Source organism: Bacillus sp. FCW2 (genome assembly GCF_021228595.1).
Classification (GTDB): Bacteria; Bacillota; Bacilli; order Bacillales; family Bacillaceae; genus Bacillus; species Bacillus velezensis.
The window spans coordinates 718682-739112 of sequence record NZ_CP089436.1 but is presented as its reverse complement, the minus strand read 5'-3'; the positions used below and the strand labels follow the sequence as shown (position 1 = coordinate 739112).

Genomic DNA, 20431 nt, shown 5'->3' with positions numbered 1-20431 from the left:
CCCTCGTTAGCGCGCTTTTAAGCCGCACTCACTTGATACTTTTAACGCAGTTATGCGTCAGCGGTTTTGCCGCTGCAACTCTGAGGCGAGTTCGGAAACAGACTTGATTGACTTGCACCGGCCGTCAACTCTCTGATTGCAAAATCTGCTTCTTACTGCTCCTCTTCACTGTTCTTATCGCTACCGTAATCTTACCTGTATTTTATAGAATTCTGTTCATAAGTGCAAGCAGGTTTGTATACAATGGGAATGTACCCGGAACGGGTCATGAGCGGGGATATTATTTTGATGGAGGGTTTTTTTGCTGGTGTGGTTTTGCTTCGGCCGAATCACTGTTTTGTTCTCTGACAAAATCAAAGCTCCTGAGAACAGCTTCTCCGCCGTAGCCTGCGATTATGGATAAGATGACGAGTTGAATTCCTGAATCGGGGTCAGCGGATAAGACAAGTAAGATGGAAGCAGCCATTCCGATAAAACCATCTTCCAAAAAACCGAGATAGATAAACCGCTTTGTCATTCTGGGTTTCTCCAGCCTGCCTCTCTTTTTCACATGACCGAGAACCCCCATGATTCCTCCAATTACACAAGCAATTATTACCTGATGCAGCATCTTCATCACCTTCCTAAAGCCCTTATTTAGTAAAGCGACTTCAGGCCATCCAGCCCCCTTACGAATACGATGATTTTCGATATCTACATACCGGCGATTGAGCAGGAAAGTAAAAAGCTTGTTTCTTCCATTATATGTGAACACATGATCGGTAAGCTTGATGCATTAGATTCATTTTTCACCCAGTGACAATGACCTAGTCACTTACTTAGCGATGATGTGCCTTCCCCTTATATATTCAGTGTATATGAGGACAAGCCCGAATGACAAATTGCAAACTTCGGCTGCTTGAATCAGAACATATGTTATGCTACGGTTACTGTAGATTCATTTAAAAAGGGGAGAAACAATGGCTGAAAAAGCGCGCAGCTTTACGGCCAAAAGGGGGTTTTACATGGCTGACTCAAATGTATCCGGAAAACCGGAGCAGCTGGAGCTTATCAAAAAGGCGCTTGATCACGCACGCATCGGCGTGGTGATTACAGACCCCTCTCTTGAGGACAATCCCATCATATATACAAATCAGGGATTTATGGATATGACAGGCTACTCTTCCGAAGAGATATTAGGTAAGAACTGCAGATTTCTGCAAAGCAAAGAAACCGACCGTCAACAAGTCGCGAAAATAAGAAAGAGCTTAAACCAGAAAGAAAAGATCACGGTGCGGCTGAAAAATGTCAAAAAAGACGGCACCCCATTTTGGAATGAACTCAACATTGATCCTCTGTATGTTGAAGACAAGCTCTATTTTGTCGGTTTTCAAAAAGACATCACAGAGCAGAAAGAATACGAAAAGCTCCTTGAGGATTCCCTCGCAGAAATCACGACGCTGTCAACGCCGATTGTTCCGATCCGAAACGGCATCTCCGCTTTGCCGTTAGTGGGAAACTTAACGGAAGAACGATTTGATTCAATCGTGACAACTTTGACGGACATATTAACCGCATCTAAAGATGATTACTTAATTATAGACTTATCAGGTCTGGCCGAGGTAAACGAACAGACCGCAGACCGGATTTTCAAATTGCACCACCTGCTTAAATTAATCGGCACGGAATTGATTATCACCGGGATCAAGCCTTCCCTCGCCATGAGAATGAATCAGCTTGATGCCAGCTTTTCTTCATTAAAGACATATTTAAACGTTAAGGACGCGGTCAACGTGCTTCCGGTCGTATAAACAAAAAAATCCCGCCGAAACAGCGGGATTTTTTTTATGTCGTCATCGCACTTGGACGTTTTGTTTATTAACGGTTTTCAAGCGTTTGTCGTACAGCACCGTCGCTGCGATGCTGACAACAAGAAGCACCATCAGGATCAACAGCAGCACGCTCATTCCGTACTGATCAACCAGCACGCCGCCAAGAAGCGGCCCGATCATTCTGCCGCCCGTCGCCGCACTGTTGACGAATCCTTGGTAAAACCCTTCTTTCCCCTTAGGCGCAAGCTGATTGGCAATGGTAGGCACGGCAGGCCAGACAAGCATTTCTCCGACGGTTAAAATCACCATTGCGGTGAGGTACATCGGAAATTGCTTGGCGCTGAGAAGCACGCCGAACGAGACGATAAAAATACAAAAGCCGATGACCATCTGCGTTTTTAACGCACCGGACCATTTTTTCAAAACAACTCCTATGAGAGGCTGTCCGGCGACAATTAATATTCCGTTTACGGTCCAGAGCACACTGTATAATGAAAGCGGCATACCGATGCTTTGAGTATGTGACGCAACGGTTGTGGACCACTGAGAATAGGCAATCCACCCGAGAACATACCCGCCGCTCAATATGAGAAGCGCCGTAAATTTCGTTCTGCTGCTGACAGGCTCGTAGTCCAGGACAGAAACCTGGCTCGCATTTCCGGTTTTGATATTTCGAAACCCGAAAAATACGATAAGGAAAAACAGCACATACAGCATAGCATTGGCTAAAAACACGTACGTAAACGAGTACGCCGCAACCATCCCGCCGAGTGCCGAGCCGACGGCGACACCTGCGTTCTGAGCTACATAAATCGCATTAAAAGCTCTCCGCCCGCCTTCTTTCCATACCGCTCCCGCCATGGCGTAACTGGCCGGAAACACGATACCGGAACCGAAGCCGACAATGATGAGCAGCCAAATATAAACAGGCCATTGGTGAAACAGAACGAGTCCGAGAAGACTTGCCAATGTGATCATAATGCCGAGCATAATGGATTTGAATCCGCCGATTTTATCAAACAAAAATCCGCCGCATAAATTCCCCGCCACACTGGCACCGGAATTCAGCATCAGAACAATCCCCGCAACAGTCAGCGATTTCCCTAAATGATTATGAATATAGATCGTATTCAGCGGCCACAAAAAAGATGCGCCCGTCACATTGATAAACATTCCGATGATTAATATCTTCAAAGCGCGCGGCATACCGATCCCCCTCTCTCTATAAAAAATCCCATGAAAAAACGGAAACCGCAAGCCGCGGCTCCGTATCGAACACGTTATCATAGCACATTCATTCTATCGCCGCGGACGTCTTTTTTCAACATCAGAATCTGAAAAAAATAATGCCGGAATGTTGAAAAAATTACAAATGATTGGATTCACAAAAACAGGCCGGCCTCACGCTCTTTTCCTCAGCAGCCAAAACGGAATATACAGAATGAAAAAGCTCAATATCACCGCCGCTTCCATTGATAGAAGATACCACGGCCAAGGTCCGAAAACGTTCAGAAGCGAAGCGGTCTTCGGTTTTTTCATTAAATATAGGTAATTTGCATTCAGCACACGGTCAATAAAAAAGACACACGCCCCGTACAGATTTACGATCAGCACCGATACCCACAGCCCGCGCGCCGACGGCCTGTACCTTTCTGAAGCGGCCATGAATAGACAGGTAAGAAAAACACAGCCGTGAGAGACGAAAAACACGATGTACCGAAAATGCGGGAAAGAATACGCCCCTAAATCAGGTGTTGCCATCGCCTGTACGGCGCTGCCCAAACCGGCAAAATAGAGGAAGGCGAACAGTTTTTCGCTTTTTGTCATGACCATCAGCATCGCCAAATAGACGGAAAGATCGCTCAGCTGCAGCGGCAGAGCTGTTTTCAGCGACCAGGCATGATGACAAAGCAGCCATATATGATAGCTGATCTGCGACACGGCAAGGAGAATGAACAGTACATAACGGAAAACGCGATTCGGCCGGCCGTGGTTGAGCTTTTTCCGGAACATGATCACGCCCGTCCCCAGCAATCCGATGATCAACAGCGTGAAAATGTGTTCCTTGGAAAAAAGATGAAAGGCTCCTGTTTCAGATTTCAATTGAAAATACTTCTGCATAAGGCTCCCCCGCGCGAGAAAATGACGTATGTCTATTCTTTTAAAAATCGCTTTCTTCTATTCATACAAAAAAAGCCTCCGCTTATGCGGAGGCTCCTCAACTTGTTTTACAATGCGGATTGAATGACCTTTTTATAGTATAGCACCGACAGCATGCCGAAGATGGAGTACAGCAGCGTATACAGCGCCATGACGATGATCATCGGCGTCCACACTTCCGTTCCGAATAAAAACCATCCTGACTGAACGGCAAAATAGCTGTGGAACAGCCCGAGAACGAGCGGAATCCCGAAATGATACGCCTGCTTCCGGCGGATGCCTTTCAGCAGATCCCCCGTTGTGAAGCCGAGCTTCCGCAATATTGTGTAATCAGCCTTCTCATCCTCACACTCGCCCATTTGTTTAAAATAAAGGATACAGCCTGAGGTGATCAGAAAGGTTAATCCCAAAAAGCCGACAATAAACATGATCAGCCCCATATTTTTCTTTTGGGTGTCAGCCGTTTCAAATTGTGAAAGCGCGCCGTCAGAATAGTGCTGCGCCTGAAACAGACCATCAGCTTTTTGGATGTCCTCTTCACGTTTGAGTGTAATGCCGAAAAACCGATTTGATTTTCCCTGGATGGACGGGTCGATATCTTTCTCGATCCGATCAAATACCTGCTGCGTGACGATAACGGTCGGCAGCCCTCCGCTTGTAAATGTATATGACAGGAGGAAGTCGTTCTTCAAGCCCTTATACGCCAGCGGTATTTTATCCGTTTTGCCGTTTATATCAATGGAACCTGACGTTTTCAGGTCGAGAAATCTTTTCATCATATCATTATATCCGGTAAACACGGCTTCTCCGTCAGAAAGCTCCGTCCCTTCTGCGTCTTTCTCGCTTATAATCGGCAGCGCCAAGCTGGACGGGTCTTGTTGAAAGCTTTTCATATCGCCGTTTATGATGTTCTTCATATTGACACCGGCTTGAATGGTCTTGATTGTTTTCACTTTGTGTTCAATTCCGTTTTTCTTCAATAAAGCGGTAAATGAGTCAGTCTCCTTTTGGTTATCAAACGCAAAGTCCGCGGCTGTATTTTGCTCAGCCGATTTTTCCGCGGAATAGTACGAGATATAGCTTAAAGACAGCAAACCGATTGCCAGCGCCGAAAGAGTCGTAATAATCGTCAGCAGCACGGCGTTTGACTTCATCCGGAACATGATGGATGACAAAGACAGCACTTCACTGACATTCAGATACCCGCCTTTTGATTTCCGGATGAGATTTGCCAGAAAGCTGACCGAACCTTTATAAAACAGATAGGTTCCGATAATGACCGAGCCGAGAATAAACACCATTGCCGAAAACAGTTCGTTCATGCTCGTAAAACTGCCTCCGAATAAATCTGCGGACACGGCATAGCCGGCGATAATGGCCGCAATACCGATAACGCCGATCGACATCTGCACCCAAGAAAGCCGTCTTATGCCGCTTTCTGACGATGACGCGGTTTTAAATAAAGACAAAATGCTTTGCCGTTTAATAAATAAGTAATTCATCATCATAATCAGCAGGTAAATTGCACCGAACACAATTAACGTCTGAACGAGCGCCTTGCTTGAAAAAAACAGTGAGACAGAGGCTTTCACACCGACTGTATGAAACAGCATCATCATACATAATTTCGAGAGAGAAAAGCCGGCAAAAATACCGATCCAAATCGATCCGAAATACAAAATGAAATTTTCTGTGCTGAGTATGCGGAAAATGTGCATTTTCGTCATGCCGATTAATCGGAATAAGCCGATTTCCCGGCCGCGCCGTTTAATAAAAATGGTGTTGGCGTATAAAAGAAATACCGACACGATCGCCACAAGCAGTACAGAGGCGGCCCGGATTGCCGCCGCTCCTTTTATGGAGCTTTTCATTTCATCAAGCGCCGGATCGTATTGCATCGTGACAAACGCGAAATAAAGGGCGGCGCTGAACACCAGCGCAAAAACGTAAAGGTAATAGTTTTTCATATTCTTTTTCAGGTTCTGGAAGATCAAATGATGAATACTCATGCCTGAACCCCGCCCAATACACTTTGCGTTTTCATAATATCCTGAAAAAAGTCCGGTCTGTCCTGGCCGCCTTTATTCAGCTGTGTATACACACGGCCGTCTTTAATGAAAACCACACGTCCGGAATAGCTGGCGGCAACCGGATCATGCGTCACCATCACAATGGTGGCGCGGCGTTTTTGATTCAGACGGCTGAGTTTATTCAGTAAATCCATGGCAGCCTTTGAATCGAGCGCTCCGGTCGGCTCATCAGCAAAAATAATGCCCGGCTCGTGAATAACAGCTCTTGCGGCAGACGTCCGCTGTTTTTGCCCGCCGGAAATTTCACTCGGATACTTATGTCGCAAATCATAGATCCCAAGCTCCTCTGCCGTCTCGGCAAATCGCAGGTCCGCCTCTTTCTTAGACATTTTCGTAATGGATAACGGCAGGAGTATGTTTTCTTTCACGGTCAGGGTGTCCAATAAATTATAATCCTGAAAAATAAAGCCAAGATGCCGTTTTCTGAATTCGGCAAGCTGTTTTTCTTTCATGGATGTAATCTCCGTCTCATTCAGTTTAATGGTGCCCGCGCTCACTTTATCAATGGAGGAAAGCACATTCAAAAGGGTCGTTTTCCCTGATCCCGACGGGCCCATAATGCTGACGAATTCCCCTTTGTGAATCTGAAGATCAATTCCTTTCAGCACCTCTTGTTTATTCAGCTTGTTTCCGTAGCTTTTTTGTATATTGCCTGCTTCTAAAATCATCACGTTATGATTCTCCTTTTACATTGGTTATCTTTATTTTAAAAACAGAAACCGTTTTTTTCGTTTGATTAAGCGAACAAAAGAGAAAAGCATGTGACACTTTTGTCACACGCTGAACATGCTGACGGCATCGTTCTGTTTCGGAAACACCAAGGTAAAAACCGAGCCGCTTTCCGGCTCAGAGCGCACGCTGATCTGAATAAGAAGCGGAGCCGCGGCTTTTCGAGCCAAATACAGGCCCATCCCCGTTGACGCGTGATCACGCCTCATTCGCGTCGAGGTAAATCCCTTTTCAAAAATGCGCGGAAGATCTTTGGGCTCGATGCCGATGCCGCGGTCTTCGATATCCACATGCACCCGGCCGTTTTGTTCATAGCTTTTTACGGTAATGTCATCCGCTTCACTGTATTTAACGGCATTGCTTAACAGCTGCCTGATGATGAAGGAAAGCCATTTTCCGTCACTGTGAACGTCTGGTGAATCAAGCTGAATGTCAAACCCGATCCCTTTTTGTATACACCATGATTGCAGATTTTTAATTTCTTTGAAAACGAGCGGTCTGAGCTGAATGCGCTGGAATGATAAATCATTTTCAATAAAGGACAATCGTTTCTGGTGAAGCTGCTGGTCCAGAAGATGGTGAATCCGCAGCCATTCATACAGCAAAGGGGCTTTCAGCTGCTGTTCATCAAGGCGCTCGATCATGAGATGCATCGCTGTCAGCGGTGTTTTGACCTCGTGAATCCATGACATCAGATCGTCCTTTTCATGCTCTGACGCCGCCTGAAGATGAAGGGAGCTTTTTCTTAACTGCTCCGTCTGCCCTTCAATGCTTTCTTCAACGATAGACTCAAACGGACTGTCAGGCGCTTTAAGATAAGACATGTCTAAATTGGCGTCCCATTCTCTTAAGCTTTTATAATAGGCGGTCTCTTTACGATAGCGGAACAAGAGAAATACAAGAAACACAAGAAGCGACAGGTAAACGAAATACAGCACCGAAAAAAACGGAATAGACGGATCAATATATGCCGCAAAAAGGAGCACAGCCTGCTGCAAAAGAAACATCGCGATCCAGCTTTTTCTTTCGAGCAGAAATGACTTAATCATAAAGACCGTCTTCTTCCTTTGCGATGTATCCCTGCCCCACCTTGGTTTCAATCATTTTCCCGATGCCTAATTGATCGAGTTTTTTCCGCAGCCGGTTGACATTCACCGTCAGCGTATTATCACTGACGAAACGCTCATCATTCCATAGGCTTCTGATGAGTTCTTCCCGGCTGACGATTTTATTTTTCTGCTCAGCCAGCAGTTTTAAGATCAGCATTTCGTTTTTGGTCAGCTCGACCGAACCGTTTTTACGGCTGACCGTGTTGGTTTCTGTGTCAATGACCGCCCCGCACCATCTTTTCATCAGCGCCGGTTCTGTGCCGTATTGATGCACACGGCGGAACACCGCCTGTATTTTCGCGATTAACACATCAAAGTGAAAAGGCTTCTGAATAAAATCATCTGCCCCGAGCTGCATCGACATGACCATATCCGCGGGATGATCGCGCGAGGACAAAAAGAGAATCGGCACGTTTGATTGGGAGCGTATCATTCTGCACCAATGAAAGCCGTCAAATTTCGGCAGCTGTACATCAATGATCACCAAATCAGGCTTAATTTCGGAAAACTCCCGGATGACACGGCTGAAATCTTTTATTCCGTGCACCGCAAATGACCAGCCCGTTAATCTCTCTTTCATCTCGTGAAACAAAGTGTTATCATCTTCTATTAACAAAATGTGAAACATGGTATCCGCCCTTTTCTGATAGATAGAGGAAAAACCGGCTGATGTTCAGCCGGCTTTTTTCCGTTACAGTTCTCTTCTTAATGCAGTCAGAACATTGGTTTTTGTCGCTTTGCGGGCCGGATTCATACCGGAAATCACCGCGACCCCCGCACAAATGACAACTGCGATCACAACGAGGCTGAGCGGGATATAGGAGAAGGTATAATGAAGATCTTCGGCTCCGGTGTTTCCCCCTACCGCTTTCAAAATAACCGGCACAGCCAGATTGACGGCAAAACTCACTACGTAAGAAATGATAATCCCGATGACAGAACCTAATATCCCGATATAGGCGCTTTCCATCAGGAACATTCTGCGGATGATGGACGGGCTTGCGCCGATCGCTTTCATAATCCCGATTTCCTGCGTTCGTTCCGTCACCGCCATCGTCATCGTATTGAAAATACCGATGGCAGAAATCACGACGGCGATAAAGCCGACAAAGATCAGGCCGATTTTAAAGACGAGGAAGAAGGTATTGACGCCCTTCAGCTCGGTTGTGACAGATCTGACATAAAAGCCGTCATCCGTGAGGTCATGGGTAAGCTGATCGACATGTTCGAATTTGTCCGCATACACATTGATGTTTTTTTCCACATTTCCATTCTTCAGATCCAAGAATGTTGAGAAGTCCTTCTTGAATTGATCACTTACAAAAATATTTGTATCCTCTATCCAATCTTGGGACGGTTTTTTTGTAATTCCGACTACTTTGAAGTCGTACGTTTTCGTTTTCTCAACGTCTCCGTCTTTGTTTGTTTTGGAGATGCTCAGCTGTATCGTTTTATTAAGCAGGTCTTTCGTATAGCCTTTTGGTTTTTTCACCTCCGACATGTCGCCTTGGTGATCCTTTAACTCTTTGTCGTAAGCGTCAGCCTCTTTTTTCGTCAATAGGTTCTTCGCAAAATCATAGCCGACCACGATTTCATTCTCTGTACGGGCGACCCTTCCCTGATCAAGCTCCATATTGGCTTTGACTTCATCGTTCATGTTTGTCAGCACAATGGCTGAATCTTCATTTGTTCGGTTTCCTAACGACGCTTTATTCGGTTCATACACTTGTGTTCTTTCAACGACAGACTTGACATTTTTATACTTTTCCAAGTCTGATTTCTTCACAGCTTTTCCGTTCTCTTGGCCGAGCACATTGATTTCCGTAACAATCTGCTGGCTCATCGTAATGTCTGTAATCGTTTTTTGGATGCCGAATCCGACGGACGACAGCACGACCAAAAACGCGCACGCCATTGTCGTTGCCAGCACCGTCATGAAAACACGCAGCCGGTTTTTCTTCATATTTCTTCTGATAAAGTGAATCTGATCCTTAAATCTCAACAGTAACGCCCCCTTTTAATACACCGTCATGCAGCTGGAATTTTGAATGCGCGATTGAAGCGACTTCATCGTCATGCGTAATGATGACAAATGTAATCCCGCGCTCCCGGTTCAGCTGCTGAATTAACGCAAGCACCTCAAGCTCCGTTTCTGAATCGAGGCTTCCCGTCGGCTCATCAGCTAAAATAATCGACGGATTTAAAATCAGGGCTCTTGCGATACTGACACGCTGCTGCTGGCCGCCTGACAGCTCATTCGGATAATGATTCGCATGATTCTCAAGTCCGACCCGTTTCAGCATGTCCGCGACTTTCTGCTTGCGTTCAGACGGTTTGACGCCTTTTAAGGCAAGCGGCATTTCAACATTTTCATAGGTTGTCAGACTCGGAATGAGCTGAAAACTTTGAAAAATAAAACCGAAATGCCCGAGGCGGAACTGCGCCCACTCTTTTTCACTGAAGCCCGTCACATCAGTGCCATTAATGACGATACGGCCCTTCGTCGGCGCTATGTATCCGGAAATTAAATTCAGAAGCGTTGATTTTCCGGAACCGCTCCGCCCGACGATACAGGCAATTTCCCCTTTTTCAACGGTCAAAGAGACATCTTTCAATACCGGAACCTCACTCTCTCTGCCTTTCCTGCCGATTTTAAATGAATGATCAATATGCTGTACTTCTATCATGTACACCACTCCCCCTTATATAAGTTTCGTTTTTTTATAGATGAAGTAATAACTGATGAAAAACCCGATCACCGCACCGATAAGCATGCCGAATATGTAACCGGTATACGAACCGTTATAAGCATATCCGCATACCCCCGCACTTCCCAGCATACTGAGCACCATGACGAGCACTTGAATGGTGCGTTCAATGTGTTTGCTTAGGATAAAATGTCCGCTTCGTTCACTCGGCATTTTCAGGAAATTCGCATAGCCGAATAGATAGAAACAAAATCCCATAATTGCGGAGATTAACAATGCGTGTTTCATGTAATACATCCATGAGGTATGGATGTAAGCGGCAGGCATGAAATAGATCAGAAATCCGCTCCAAGGGAAATCAATATCCGGCACAGCCTGCCTGCCAAAAAGGAACTCAGCGTTTAACAGGTAAATCGTCATAACCACGATCGGAAAGACGGAAACCGTGAACGCCGTGATCAGCTGCGCCGCTAAATTGCCCGTTATCGTGCCGGCAGCTGTCACTAATGCATAAATCATCAAGCTGATGACCAGCATCCCTGAGCTGAATGATTGAAAATGATGGACAGCGTCAGGTTTAAGCGCTAGAAACAATAGGTCAGATACTCCGTAAGAAACAAACTGCGAGCCGGCTAACACGGCTGCTCCCAAGAAAAACTTCGTATGAAATATCCGGCTTCTCGAATACGGAAGACTCAGTGTAAACATCCTTTCAGCCCTGCCTCCTCTTATCAGAAAAAGCCCCATCATAACCGGAGGAATGAAATGCAGCCCAATCAAATTCCGATTGCTGTAATCAATGCTGAACGTACAAACTGAACCTGAATATTGATGAAGTGTTTTTAAACAATCCTTATAGTGAAAATACTCATTTATAATTGCCAAAGGGCCTAAAATAGCTAAGAACCCCGATGTAAGAAGCAGCAGCGTCTGCCGCTGCTTCCATTCTTTATAAAGCAAACCGCTAATCGGCACCTTGCCTTCCTCCAAACTGCTCATTTTCAAACAGATCTACATATGCTTTGACTTCCTGTAAACCGTAAAATAACTGATGAAAAACCCGATAATCGCGCCGAAGATAATGCCGGCTAAATAGCCGAACATCGTGTCTGTGACCCCATATCCGAAAACGCCGAAACCCATAACGGCAAAGGCAATCACCAAGATCTGCACCGGCCGGTCCAATTTTCTCCAAAGAAAGAATCTGCCGTTCCGTTCATTCGGATGTTTCAGAAAGCTGACGTAACCGATCAGATAAAAGACAAGGCTCATCACAATCGGAATGATTAAAATCAAATCCCTTTCTCTGATCCAGTCGTTAAACACATATCCAATAGGGGTTACAAATATAAAAAGACGGGATTCGATATAACTGCTGATAAAAGAAAATTGATCTCCGACACTAAAATCGAATACGACCTCCAAATTCGCGGCCGGCAGACCGATGAGTAAAAAGGGCAGAACTGTGACGGTAAACGCCGTTAACAGCTGGGCGAATATCTGTCCCGTTAATGCGCCGGATGCCATTAACAAGGCGTAAGCCATAAAACTGATGACAATCATTCCGATTGAAAAATGATCAAAATCGTACGTATGGCTCGGTTTCAGCAAAGATATCAGCAATGACGCCGTTCCATAGCCTATCGCCTGAGGAACAACAATGACTGCCCCGCCGAGCCAGAATTTCGTCTGAAAGATTTGGCCTCTGCTGTAAGGCATGCTTAACAAGGCATCCATCGTTCCCTTTGTCCGTTCCAAGCCTAATAAGAAGACGGCAATGATGACACTCACAATCCAGCTGAAGGAAAGAGGCGACCCATTCGTATAATTGACAACGAATTCACAATCTTGAAGAGCTGGGTTATTCAAACATTCTTGATATGTTGAGTAGTTGTTATAAACCATAAAAGGGTTTGCCGCCATTAAAAGAATGCCGCTGCATAAAAACAACCACTGATTTTTTTTCCATTCTGTGTACAACAATCCCCGCGGTATCATTCCGGTCCTCCTCTCTTACACATGCTTCGTTTTTTTATAAATCACAAAATAACTGACCAAAAATCCGACCGCTCCTCCGACCAGCATCCCGGCCACATACCCTGTCATCGTATGTCCCGTCGAGTACCCCGCCAGGCCAAAACCGAGAACGGCGATTATGATCACCACAATCTGAATGGGCCGGTCAAGCTGTCTCCAGAGAAAAAAACGGCCGTTCCGTTCCACCGGCTGCCTGACATAGCAAAAGTACCCGGTGGCATAAAATAAAATGCTCATCACTGCCGGGATAATTAATATATACTTGCTGGCAGATACCCAATCTGTATCAATGTACATGATCGGATTCAAGTATTGAAAAAGATTGTATACTTTGATATAAGCATCGACTGACGGCATCAGCTCATACATGCCGGCTCCGAAGATGACTTCTACATTGGACAATGGCAACGTAATGATCAAGTATGGTGATATCGACACGGCAAACGCCGTTAACAGCTGGGCGAACGTATTGCCCGTTAAGCAGCCTGCGCTCGCGACCAATGTAAAAGCCAAAACACTCACAATGATTTCGCCGACGCTGTAATGGTGGAAGAAATATACGCGCTCAGGCTTTAACAGAAGAATGAGCAGCTCAGCCAGCCCGTAGCCTGTGACCTGAGAGCCGGTAATGATCACCGCCCCGAGCCAAAATTTGGTGTGAAACACCTGAGCGCGGGAATAAGGCAGACTGAACAGCGCATCAATCGTTCCTTTCGTACGCTCCAGTCCGAATAAGCAAACCGCCAAAATGACAGCGGGCGCCCAGTTCAAGTTCAGCATTCCGCTATCCAAAGAATTCACATAAAACTTACAATATGCTCCGTGGGTATCCAGACAGCCCTGATAGACCAGATAGGTATTTAACACTTCAAATGGATTGACCGCCGCTAAAAAAATGCCGACCATCACAAGAACAGTTCGATTCTGCACCCATTCTCTGTACAGCAATCCCCTGTCTACCATCTCCGGTTCCCTCCAAACTTCGCGATGAAGACTTCTTCTAAGTTCACAGGAAGTTCGTTCCATACTTTCGGCTGCAGCTCTTGCAGAAAGTTCTTTTTCTTTTCATCGTTCTTTTGAATCAGCACCGTATAAAACACACCGGCATGGTCGAGAATCGGTATGTTTTGTTCTCTGATCTTCAAGGCGACGTCCTCTTCAAATGCCATTTGGATTTTCATGTACTCTTCCTTCATATCATCCAAGTCCATTACATTCGTCAGCTGATTTCCTTCCAAAAACCCGATCCGGTTGCACATTCGCTCAATATCTTCTAAACGGTGTGAGGTAATCAGAATGCTCGTTTCCCGTTCAGCCACTTCATCCACCATAAGCTGAAGCACGTCATGACGCGTTACGGCGTCAATTCCGTCCGTCGGTTCATCCAAAAGGATAAGAGCCGGACGTGAAGCAAAGGCAAGGACGAGCGCAAGCTGTTTTTTCAGGCCTGTCGATAATTCACGGTATTTCTTCGTTTCCGGAATGCCGTACCTGTTCATCAGCTCATTGGCGTAAGTCACATCAAAATTCGGATAGATTCTGCTTACAATCGCAACTAGCTGTTTATATGTATACTTGTCATAAAAAGGATTTTCAACAGGCATATAAATGATGTTCTGTTTTACTTTCGGATGCCGCTTTATTTCCACCTGATTAAATAAAACCGTCCCTTGATCCGGCAGCAGAATCTGCTGAATGAGCCGGAGCAGCGTTGTTTTCCCTGATCCGTTTCGCCCGAGCAGCCCGAAAATTTCCCCTTTTCCGATGGTGAGCGAAATATCCTTGAGCACTTCTTTACCGTCTATTGTTTTTGAGAGATTCCGCAATTCAATCATGATCCTTGCCTCCTTTCAGATCAGCGCTGATTTCCTTTATCCATTCCTGCAGCTTCTCCAGCTCAACTCCCGCGTAATGGGCATCGATGATGAGCTGTTTCAATTGCTCTTTTATCATCGTCATCTTCCCTTCAACCAATGTCGTTTTTGCATTCTCCGATATATACGTCCCTCTTCCCCTCAGCGTTTCAATGACACCATCGCGTTCGAGCTCCTTGTACGCTTTGCTGACTGTGTTCGGATTGGCGATAATGATCGTTGCCAATTCCCTGACAGAAGGAAGTTTATCCCCCGGCTTCATGATCCCTTTTAAACAAAGCTCTTTCAGTTGCTGTATGATCTGCTCATAAATCGGAGTTGAGCTTCTCGGATCGATTTGAATCATTTACTTCCCTTCTTTCTTTTACGAGCTGCTCTCTTTCTTTAAATGTTCTGCCATTGAAATCCGATGACGACAAGAACGGCAAACAGACTGCTGGCCAAAACCGAGGCGGCGATAATAAGAGGCACATCTTGTTTTACGGATCTTTTGTTTTTCATGAAAGTTCCCCTTCCCTATGCTTAACATTTATATGTCGATTTCATTTTTCGAGTGTTTTATGTGTATTACATCAAGTAGTACACGTAATACAATAAACACACTCCGCCCTATTGTCAATTCTTTTTTTAAAAAAATACAAAAAAACCCGCCGGGATTCCGGCAGGTTGGCTGAACCATTTGAAACGGAGCGGTCAGTAATCAAAATTACGCTGCAAAATCATATTGTTTTGCAAGGTCTGCAGCTGCAATCTCATTCGGTAAAGCTGCTCTCTTTGCTGATCATTCGCAGATAATGACAGCTTGTTTAATTCATTCACCGCGTTTTCAAGCATCATTTGCGCTTCACTGTACTCATTATCATTATAATGCTCTTGTTTCGAAGCGGTCATAAATTGCTCATTCGCAAATTCATACGCCTGTTCGCTTCTTTGGAGATGTTCATCTACTGATTGTCTTGTTGCCAACGAAACCCCTCCTCAGTGAATGGGAAATCAAACTTAGTTTGAGCGGACCAAAAATAATAACACCCGAAGGTTTCAGGAAAGAGAACCAAATTTTCCGCGTTTAAGCTAAAAGAATGAGAATCCTGCCTGGAGTCATAATAAACAAAAGAAAGCAGCATCCTGTTTTCAGATTGTGAACCCCCATCATTCATGCTACAATTTTAGGATGCATCTGATGTGAGGGAGGCTTTTTGAACATTGAACGAGAATAACCCTTTTCCTTATTCAAATACGGAAAAACGGTACCATACATTAAATTATCATCTGCGGGAGCATTTCGGGCATAAAGTGTTTAAAGTCGCGCTTGACGGCGGTTTTGACTGCCCGAATCGGGACGGCACGGTTGCACACGGAGGCTGCACATTCTGCAGCGCGGCGGGCTCCGGCGATTTTGCCGGCAATCGGGCCGATGACTTACTCACGCAATTTCACGATATTAAAAACCGCATGCACGAAAAGTGGAAAGACGGCAAATATATCGCATATTTCCAAGCGTTCACGAATACGCATGCCCCGGTAGAGGAACTGCGTGAAAAATTCGAATCCGTCCTCAAGCTTGACGGCGTTGTCGGCATGTCGATCGCGACCCGTCCGGACTGCCTGCCGGACGATGTCGTGGAATATTTGGCCGAACTGAATGAGCGGACATATTTGTGGGTTGAACTCGGGCTGCAGACCGTGCATGAGCGGACCGCCCTTCTGATCAACCGCGCCCATGATTTTGACTGCTATGTTGAGGGTGTCAATAAACTGAGAAAACACGGCATACGCGTTTGTTCCCATATCATTAACGGGCTTCCGCTTGAAAACAGGGACATGATGATGGAGACGGCCAAAGCCGTCGCTGATTTGGATGTGCAAGGCATTAAAATTCACCTGCTTCACTTATTAAAAGGCACACCGATGGTGAAGCAATATGAAAAAGGAAAGCTGGAGTTCCTTTCTCAAGAAGAGTATGTAAGTCTTGTATGTGATCAGCTCGAAATCATTCCCCCGGAAATGATTGTTCACCGCATTACGGGAGACGGGCCGATCGAATTAATGGTCGGACCGATGTGGAGCGTCAATAAGTGGGAAGTACTGGGCGCCATTCAAAAAGAGCTGGAAACACGGGGAAGCTATCAAGGGAAGCTCTTCAGAAAGATCGGGGAGGAGACCGCCCTATGACCTTGATGCACATCCTCCCTTTCAGTAAAGAATTGCTGAAGTCCGCCGCACAGGAAGGTGATATCACGGTTGACGCGACGATGGGCAACGGACATGATACATATTTTCTGGCCGGCCTTGTCGGTGAGACAGGACATGTTCATGCTTTTGATATTCAAGCGGACGCACTCGCTAAAACGAAGGAGCGGCTCGGTGCCGACTTCGGCCCGCGCGTCACGCTTCACCATAAGAGCCATGATCAAATAAAGGCATCGCTGCCTGAAGATGCGCACGGTCGTGTGGCTTGCGCCGTCTTTAATCTCGGCTATCTGCCCGGCGGCGATAAAAGCATTACGACAAACGGTCACTCAACCATTTCCGCGATCGAACAGCTCCTTGAACTGCTGAAGGAGAACGGGCTGATCGTTCTCGTTGTGTACCACGGGCATCCTGAAGGCAAGACGGAAAAAAGTGCATTACTGGAGTACTGCAGCAATCTTGATCAGGAAAAAGCGCGCGTGCTGAGCTACGGCTTTCTCAACCAGCGAAACGACCCGCCGTTTATTATAGCGATTGAAAAGAAATCTGCCGGCAAATAAAGAATCGGCCTGTCATAAGCGGGCCGACTCTTTTTTTGTTTACTTTTCAAGAAAAATCAATTACTATGAAATAATGGAAAAAAAGCACATCTTTTAAGTGTAACATCTGGGAGGAGCGGCAGTTTGAATATTCTTCGCATCATATTTTCAAGTGTTCCCTATGTGATGTTCGTCATCATTTTATCAAGACATTTAGGATTTGAGTTCGCGAAAACCTATTACTGGTGGTTTGCTGCATTTTTTGTCATCGGGCTGATCGGCAAATTCGCAATGCACCTTGCGGCAAAAAAGAAACCGTTAAAAAAAGAGACAGCGTAAAATGCGCATGTCTCTTTTTATTTACTGTTTTGCAGCACGCCGCGTGTATAAGCGGGATTGTTTGTAAAGACACCATCTGCTTTTTGTTTCAGCATAATAGGCGTCAGCGTATGCTCGTCTTCCTTATCAAAAAACACGTGCACTTTCATCTTATTGTGATGAATGCGCTTCACGACTGCTTCATTTGCCAATTTGGCGTTGAGCCCGACTGTATCAGCATACGTTCTGATGGTTTGCAGCTGCTTATCATTTATCTCCTCAGCCTCGTTATCTTTTAATAATCGGACAAGAGGAACTTTTTTATTCATAGATCGAACTTTCTTTAAGCTCTTCCCGCTAAAAGACTCAATGACTGCTTTATGGCTGGAAATCAGCTTATGTTTTTGTAATATGTCAATCAGTTTCTTTTCCATCACCAGGCTGCCGTTGCTTTCTCTTGTCTCAATATAGTAATTGGCAGTTTGTCCGAATTTCTGTATGATTTCTTCTAATGTTAAAATCTTTTCTCCTTTTCCCGCATTCAGTTTCTTAATCTGAGCCAAAGACAGATCATCTGTCATCCCTTTACCATCTGTTGTCCGATCTACCGTTTTATCGTGAATTGCAATCAGATGGCCATCCTTCGTCTCCCGTAAGTCTATCTCAATATAATCTGCTTTGTCTTTAATCGCACGTGTATAAGACAAAGCTGTATGTTCCGGCTCAATCGCAGAAGAGCCCCTGTGCGCTATCAAGACAGGATGATAGCCGGCGGAAGCATGGATGACGGAGCAGCCTCCGGAAATGGAAAGTAATGCTATAGCCGCTAAATACTTTAATTTTTTCATAAAATTAAAGTATCATATTCTGCAGGCGCAAACAATGTTTCATTTCATACTTCACGTCATAAATAAAAAACTGCGCCGTCATGATGTACACGAGAGGCGCAGTTCACCCATTACGAACTTTTCGTCCAAGCCATCTTCTGAAATTTGCGGTAGGCTCTTCCGTTGATATAAAAGAAAAATGACGTTTTTCCGCTTGCCCTGATCAGCTTTCGCGCGAGGCGGCCCATTTCTTTTTGGCCGGCGACTTTGTCATCGGATAAATAGACGCCGAGCAGCCCCCTGTTGATCAGCCGGTGAAAATTTTCATGCGGAATGCCTTGCAAATGTTCATCCGCTTTTTCAATAAAATGCTGCAGTCTCTGCATCATTTCTTCATGAGACTGATAATACGTACAGAAATTCAGATCGCCTTCAAGCAGATCCTCTTCCTGGTCAATTAAATAATCAAGCAGTATATGCAGCCCTTGTATGTACGGAAAATAACTGCTGCGGATTTTCTCAGCGGTATGTTCGTTAAAATCAGGCTGGAACGAGTAAGCAACGAGACAGAAAATGCCTAACGTCGATCCGGCGCAGGCCGAGAATTCAAACCATTCCATTTCCGGAAGCTGTGACCGGTACTGCTCAAACCAGCCTTTAAGCCTCGGAACGCGTTCATGCTCAACGACATGCTTATGAACCTGAAGATCGCAATAATAATCACATAGCTCAAGCAAATAAGGTTTAATGATACCGTAATGTTCTATTGACCCGAGCACCCGCTGGCATGTTCTGACCAGCTCATGAAGATAACCGCCGTCATCCCGCTCCTCTCTGTACTGATAGTACGGCCGCACCTCGGCACCGACCGTCAGCGCGTCACGCATGGAGAGATGAAGCATGCGGAAGTCCTCGGGATCAAGCGAGGTGCTGCGGTCGCACAGATTGTCCAGATAATCACTGATTGTCTGATACGCGATGATAAATTGCACGCATTTCTGTTTCTGCTCTCCCGAAAGCAGGGCTAAAATGCCGCCGCCTTCACAATGAAACGATTTATCGCGGATACTTGCGGCCGCCTGCTGCCGCAGTTCGGTATTTTTAATGGAATCTGATTTTTCCCGCCACATGTTCAATTCCTGATGAACGAGCGGAAAAATTTCCCGATACACTTTTGCCATAAGGTTAAAAGGATGTTCCGGTACTGTCAACATATGCACCCCCAGCGAATTCAAATATACTGATCTGTAAAGGCTTTTGCCGCCTTAAACACAGTTTCTCTTTCCGGTTCATTAAAAATTTCATGATAAAGCCCTTCCCATTCCCGGTACGATTTATTATGGGAAGCCACACCGGAAAACCATTTGCGGACCTTCATTTTATCGACGATTTTGTCATCACCGCCCTGCATAAGCAAAAGCGGCACCTTTAAAAACGCATCAGTCGGCACCATAGCGGCATCAATGGTTTTTAAAAGCTCTCTGTACCATCTTACGGATACCTTCGTGACATATAAAGAGTCGTTTTGATCCGCTTCAATCATATCCGCATTCCTCGTTGCCATATCAGGTGATAAGCCGGAATCCACTCTGAGGGACGGAGCGAGGACGTTCAGTCCTTTAGACGCAAAATCAAGGACTTTATTGACTTTTATTTGCAGACCCAGACAAGGTGATGATAAAATGAGTGCCGTAATGCGGGGATTTCTCTGCTGCTTAAACCATTCTATCGCAATCAGTCCGCCCATGCTGTGGCCCAAAAGGAAAACGGGCGCTTCAAGCGTTCTCGCTTTATCAATCCATATATCTACTTCATCAATGTATTCTTGGAAAGAGCGAATATGCCCTCTGGCGCGGGTCGACGTTCCCTGACCGGGCAAATCGCCCATCACCACGTTATATCCGGAAGATCTCCACATTTCAACGAGCCATTTATAACGCCCGTGGTATTCGCTCGCCCCGTGGATAATGACAATGGTACCGACGGGCCTGTCTGCTTTCCAAGTCCACATGCAGTTCACCTCTTACATAAATTTAGAG

22 protein-coding genes and 1 other annotated feature (1 of these 23 only partly in view) are annotated in these 20431 nt (G+C 45.5%); of the genes, 4 read left to right on the top strand and 18 right to left on the bottom strand.

The window, feature by feature from the left end; all coding sequences use genetic code 11:
- Nucleotides 1-178 (bottom strand) — a binding site (T-box leader); it reaches 36 nt to the left of the window's first position.
- 102 nt (nucleotides 179-280) lie between these two features.
- Nucleotides 281-616 carry a DUF4257 domain-containing protein gene (locus tag K3G25_RS03750; protein WP_015418038.1) on the bottom strand — a complete coding sequence of 112 codons (336 nt, stop codon included), beginning with the start codon at nucleotides 614-616 and terminating at the stop codon, nucleotides 281-283.
- 388 nt (nucleotides 617-1004) lie between these two features.
- On the opposite strand from K3G25_RS03750, the gene K3G25_RS03745 reads away from it, so the two are divergent.
- On the top strand, nucleotides 1005-1790 hold the full coding sequence (locus K3G25_RS03745; RefSeq protein WP_232489735.1) for a YtvA family blue-light photoreceptor: 786 nt from the start codon (nucleotides 1005-1007) through the stop codon (nucleotides 1788-1790).
- A gap of 42 nt (nucleotides 1791-1832) precedes the next feature.
- Here K3G25_RS03745 and K3G25_RS03740 read toward each other — a convergent pair whose 3' ends face one another.
- The 14 genes from K3G25_RS03740 to K3G25_RS03670 form a co-directional block, all read right to left on the bottom strand.
- Nucleotides 1833-3017: an MDR family MFS transporter gene (locus K3G25_RS03740; RefSeq protein ID WP_022553639.1), complete on the bottom strand. Its 1185-nt coding sequence runs from the start codon at nucleotides 3015-3017 to the stop codon at nucleotides 1833-1835.
- 195 nt (nucleotides 3018-3212) lie between these two features.
- Complete coding sequence (locus tag K3G25_RS03735; protein WP_029974134.1) at nucleotides 3213-3932, bottom strand: YwaF family protein; 720 nt, start codon at nucleotides 3930-3932, stop codon at nucleotides 3213-3215.
- Between the two features lie 107 nt (nucleotides 3933-4039).
- The gene (locus K3G25_RS03730) at nucleotides 4040-5980 is read right to left on the bottom strand and encodes an ABC transporter permease (RefSeq protein ID WP_232489594.1); all 1941 of its coding nucleotides are present in this window, start codon (nucleotides 5978-5980) and stop codon (nucleotides 4040-4042) included.
- Entirely contained in the window at nucleotides 5977-6732 is a 756-nt protein-coding gene (locus K3G25_RS03725) for an ABC transporter ATP-binding protein (RefSeq protein WP_007408812.1), read from the bottom strand. The genes K3G25_RS03730 and K3G25_RS03725 overlap by 4 nt, the downstream gene beginning before the upstream one ends.
- Before the next feature lie 102 nt (nucleotides 6733-6834).
- A complete protein-coding gene (locus tag K3G25_RS03720; RefSeq protein WP_061862497.1) occupies nucleotides 6835-7839 on the bottom strand; it encodes a sensor histidine kinase in 1005 nt (334 codons plus the stop codon).
- Nucleotides 7832-8527, bottom strand: a complete 696-nt coding sequence (locus K3G25_RS03715; protein ID WP_014418686.1) for a response regulator transcription factor — start codon at nucleotides 8525-8527, stop codon at nucleotides 7832-7834. The genes K3G25_RS03720 and K3G25_RS03715 overlap by 8 nt, the downstream gene beginning before the upstream one ends.
- A 63-nt stretch (nucleotides 8528-8590) precedes the next feature.
- Complete coding sequence (locus K3G25_RS03710; RefSeq protein ID WP_232489593.1) at nucleotides 8591-9901, bottom strand: ABC transporter permease; 1311 nt, start codon at nucleotides 9899-9901, stop codon at nucleotides 8591-8593.
- Nucleotides 9891-10586: an ABC transporter ATP-binding protein gene (locus tag K3G25_RS03705; protein ID WP_007408816.1), complete on the bottom strand. Its 696-nt coding sequence runs from the start codon at nucleotides 10584-10586 to the stop codon at nucleotides 9891-9893. Before K3G25_RS03705 ends, K3G25_RS03710 begins: the two co-directional genes overlap by 11 nt.
- Before the next feature lie 15 nt (nucleotides 10587-10601).
- Nucleotides 10602-11582, bottom strand: coding sequence for an ABC transporter permease (locus tag K3G25_RS03700; protein WP_232489592.1), 981 nt, complete (start codon nucleotides 11580-11582; stop codon nucleotides 10602-10604).
- A gap of 36 nt (nucleotides 11583-11618) precedes the next feature.
- Nucleotides 11619-12605 carry an ABC transporter permease gene (locus K3G25_RS03695; RefSeq protein ID WP_021494491.1) on the bottom strand — a complete coding sequence of 329 codons (987 nt, stop codon included), beginning with the start codon at nucleotides 12603-12605 and terminating at the stop codon, nucleotides 11619-11621.
- Between the two features lie 15 nt (nucleotides 12606-12620).
- A complete protein-coding gene (locus tag K3G25_RS03690; protein WP_182071936.1) occupies nucleotides 12621-13607 on the bottom strand; it encodes an ABC transporter permease subunit in 987 nt (328 codons plus the stop codon).
- Nucleotides 13601-14479, bottom strand: a complete 879-nt coding sequence (locus K3G25_RS03685; RefSeq protein WP_003152276.1) for an ABC transporter ATP-binding protein — start codon at nucleotides 14477-14479, stop codon at nucleotides 13601-13603. The genes K3G25_RS03690 and K3G25_RS03685 overlap by 7 nt, the downstream gene beginning before the upstream one ends.
- A complete protein-coding gene (ytrA, locus tag K3G25_RS03680) occupies nucleotides 14472-14864 on the bottom strand; it encodes a GntR family transcriptional regulator YtrA (protein WP_014418691.1) in 393 nt (130 codons plus the stop codon). Before ytrA ends, K3G25_RS03685 begins: the two co-directional genes overlap by 8 nt.
- Nucleotides 14865-15211: 347 nt before the next feature.
- Entirely contained in the window at nucleotides 15212-15484 is a 273-nt protein-coding gene (locus tag K3G25_RS03670; RefSeq protein ID WP_003152272.1) for a YtzC family protein, read from the bottom strand.
- A gap of 237 nt (nucleotides 15485-15721) precedes the next feature.
- Between K3G25_RS03670 and K3G25_RS03665 the strand changes: the two genes are divergently transcribed.
- From K3G25_RS03665 to K3G25_RS03655, 3 genes are all read left to right on the top strand, one after another.
- A complete protein-coding gene (locus K3G25_RS03665; protein WP_007408822.1) occupies nucleotides 15722-16690 on the top strand; it encodes a tRNA modification radical SAM protein MnmL/YtqA in 969 nt (322 codons plus the stop codon).
- Nucleotides 16687-17268, top strand: coding sequence for a tRNA 5-(aminomethyl)-2-thiouridylate-methyltransferase MnmM (locus K3G25_RS03660; RefSeq protein ID WP_007613246.1), 582 nt, complete (start codon nucleotides 16687-16689; stop codon nucleotides 17266-17268). The genes K3G25_RS03665 and K3G25_RS03660 overlap by 4 nt, the downstream gene beginning before the upstream one ends.
- A gap of 123 nt (nucleotides 17269-17391) precedes the next feature.
- Complete coding sequence (locus K3G25_RS03655; RefSeq protein WP_003152265.1) at nucleotides 17392-17586, top strand: hypothetical protein; 195 nt, start codon at nucleotides 17392-17394, stop codon at nucleotides 17584-17586.
- 17 nt (nucleotides 17587-17603) lie between these two features.
- Here K3G25_RS03655 and K3G25_RS03650 read toward each other — a convergent pair whose 3' ends face one another.
- The 3 genes from K3G25_RS03650 to K3G25_RS03640 all read right to left on the bottom strand — a co-directional run bounded on the left by K3G25_RS03650 (nucleotide 17604) and on the right by K3G25_RS03640 (nucleotide 20403).
- Nucleotides 17604-18413, bottom strand: coding sequence for a glycerophosphodiester phosphodiesterase family protein (locus K3G25_RS03650; protein ID WP_021494494.1), 810 nt, complete (start codon nucleotides 18411-18413; stop codon nucleotides 17604-17606).
- 110 nt (nucleotides 18414-18523) lie between these two features.
- Entirely contained in the window at nucleotides 18524-19603 is a 1080-nt protein-coding gene (locus K3G25_RS03645; protein ID WP_038461867.1) for a tetraprenyl-beta-curcumene synthase family protein, read from the bottom strand.
- A gap of 20 nt (nucleotides 19604-19623) precedes the next feature.
- On the bottom strand, nucleotides 19624-20403 hold the full coding sequence (locus K3G25_RS03640) for an alpha/beta hydrolase (protein ID WP_003152261.1): 780 nt from the start codon (nucleotides 20401-20403) through the stop codon (nucleotides 19624-19626).
- Nucleotides 20404-20431 lie beyond the last annotated feature (28 nt).

Excerpts from the sequence above, each read along its gene's own strand:
- K3G25_RS03720 (WP_061862497.1), bottom strand. The coding sequence starts at position 7,839 with ATGATTAAGTCATTTCTGCTCGAAAGAAAAAGCTGGATCGCGATGTTT.
- K3G25_RS03740 (WP_022553639.1), bottom strand. The coding sequence starts at position 3,017 with ATGCCGCGCGCTTTGAAGATATTAATCATCGGAATGTTTATCAATGTG.
- K3G25_RS03650 (WP_021494494.1), bottom strand. The coding sequence starts at position 18,413 with ATGAAAAAATTAAAGTATTTAGCGGCTATAGCATTACTTTCCATTTCC.
- K3G25_RS03695 (WP_021494491.1), bottom strand. The coding sequence starts at position 12,605 with ATGATACCGCGGGGATTGTTGTACACAGAATGGAAAAAAAATCAGTGG.
- K3G25_RS03750 (WP_015418038.1), bottom strand. The coding sequence starts at position 616 with ATGAAGATGCTGCATCAGGTAATAATTGCTTGTGTAATTGGAGGAATC.
- K3G25_RS03685 (WP_003152276.1), bottom strand. The coding sequence starts at position 14,479 with ATGATTGAATTGCGGAATCTCTCAAAAACAATAGACGGTAAAGAAGTG.
- K3G25_RS03735 (WP_029974134.1), bottom strand. The coding sequence starts at position 3,932 with ATGCAGAAGTATTTTCAATTGAAATCTGAAACAGGAGCCTTTCATCTT.
- K3G25_RS03640 (WP_003152261.1), bottom strand. The coding sequence starts at position 20,403 with ATGTGGACTTGGAAAGCAGACAGGCCCGTCGGTACCATTGTCATTATC.
- K3G25_RS03690 (WP_182071936.1), bottom strand. The coding sequence starts at position 13,607 with ATGGTAGACAGGGGATTGCTGTACAGAGAATGGGTGCAGAATCGAACT.
- K3G25_RS03660 (WP_007613246.1), top strand. The coding sequence starts at position 16,687 with ATGACCTTGATGCACATCCTCCCTTTCAGTAAAGAATTGCTGAAGTCC.
- K3G25_RS03715 (WP_014418686.1), bottom strand. The coding sequence starts at position 8,527 with ATGTTTCACATTTTGTTAATAGAAGATGATAACACTTTGTTTCACGAG.
- K3G25_RS03730 (WP_232489594.1), bottom strand. The coding sequence starts at position 5,980 with ATGAGTATTCATCATTTGATCTTCCAGAACCTGAAAAAGAATATGAAA.
- ytrA (WP_014418691.1), bottom strand. The coding sequence starts at position 14,864 with ATGATTCAAATCGATCCGAGAAGCTCAACTCCGATTTATGAGCAGATC.
- K3G25_RS03705 (WP_007408816.1), bottom strand. The coding sequence starts at position 10,586 with ATGATAGAAGTACAGCATATTGATCATTCATTTAAAATCGGCAGGAAA.
- K3G25_RS03745 (WP_232489735.1), top strand. The coding sequence starts at position 1,005 with ATGGCTGACTCAAATGTATCCGGAAAACCGGAGCAGCTGGAGCTTATC.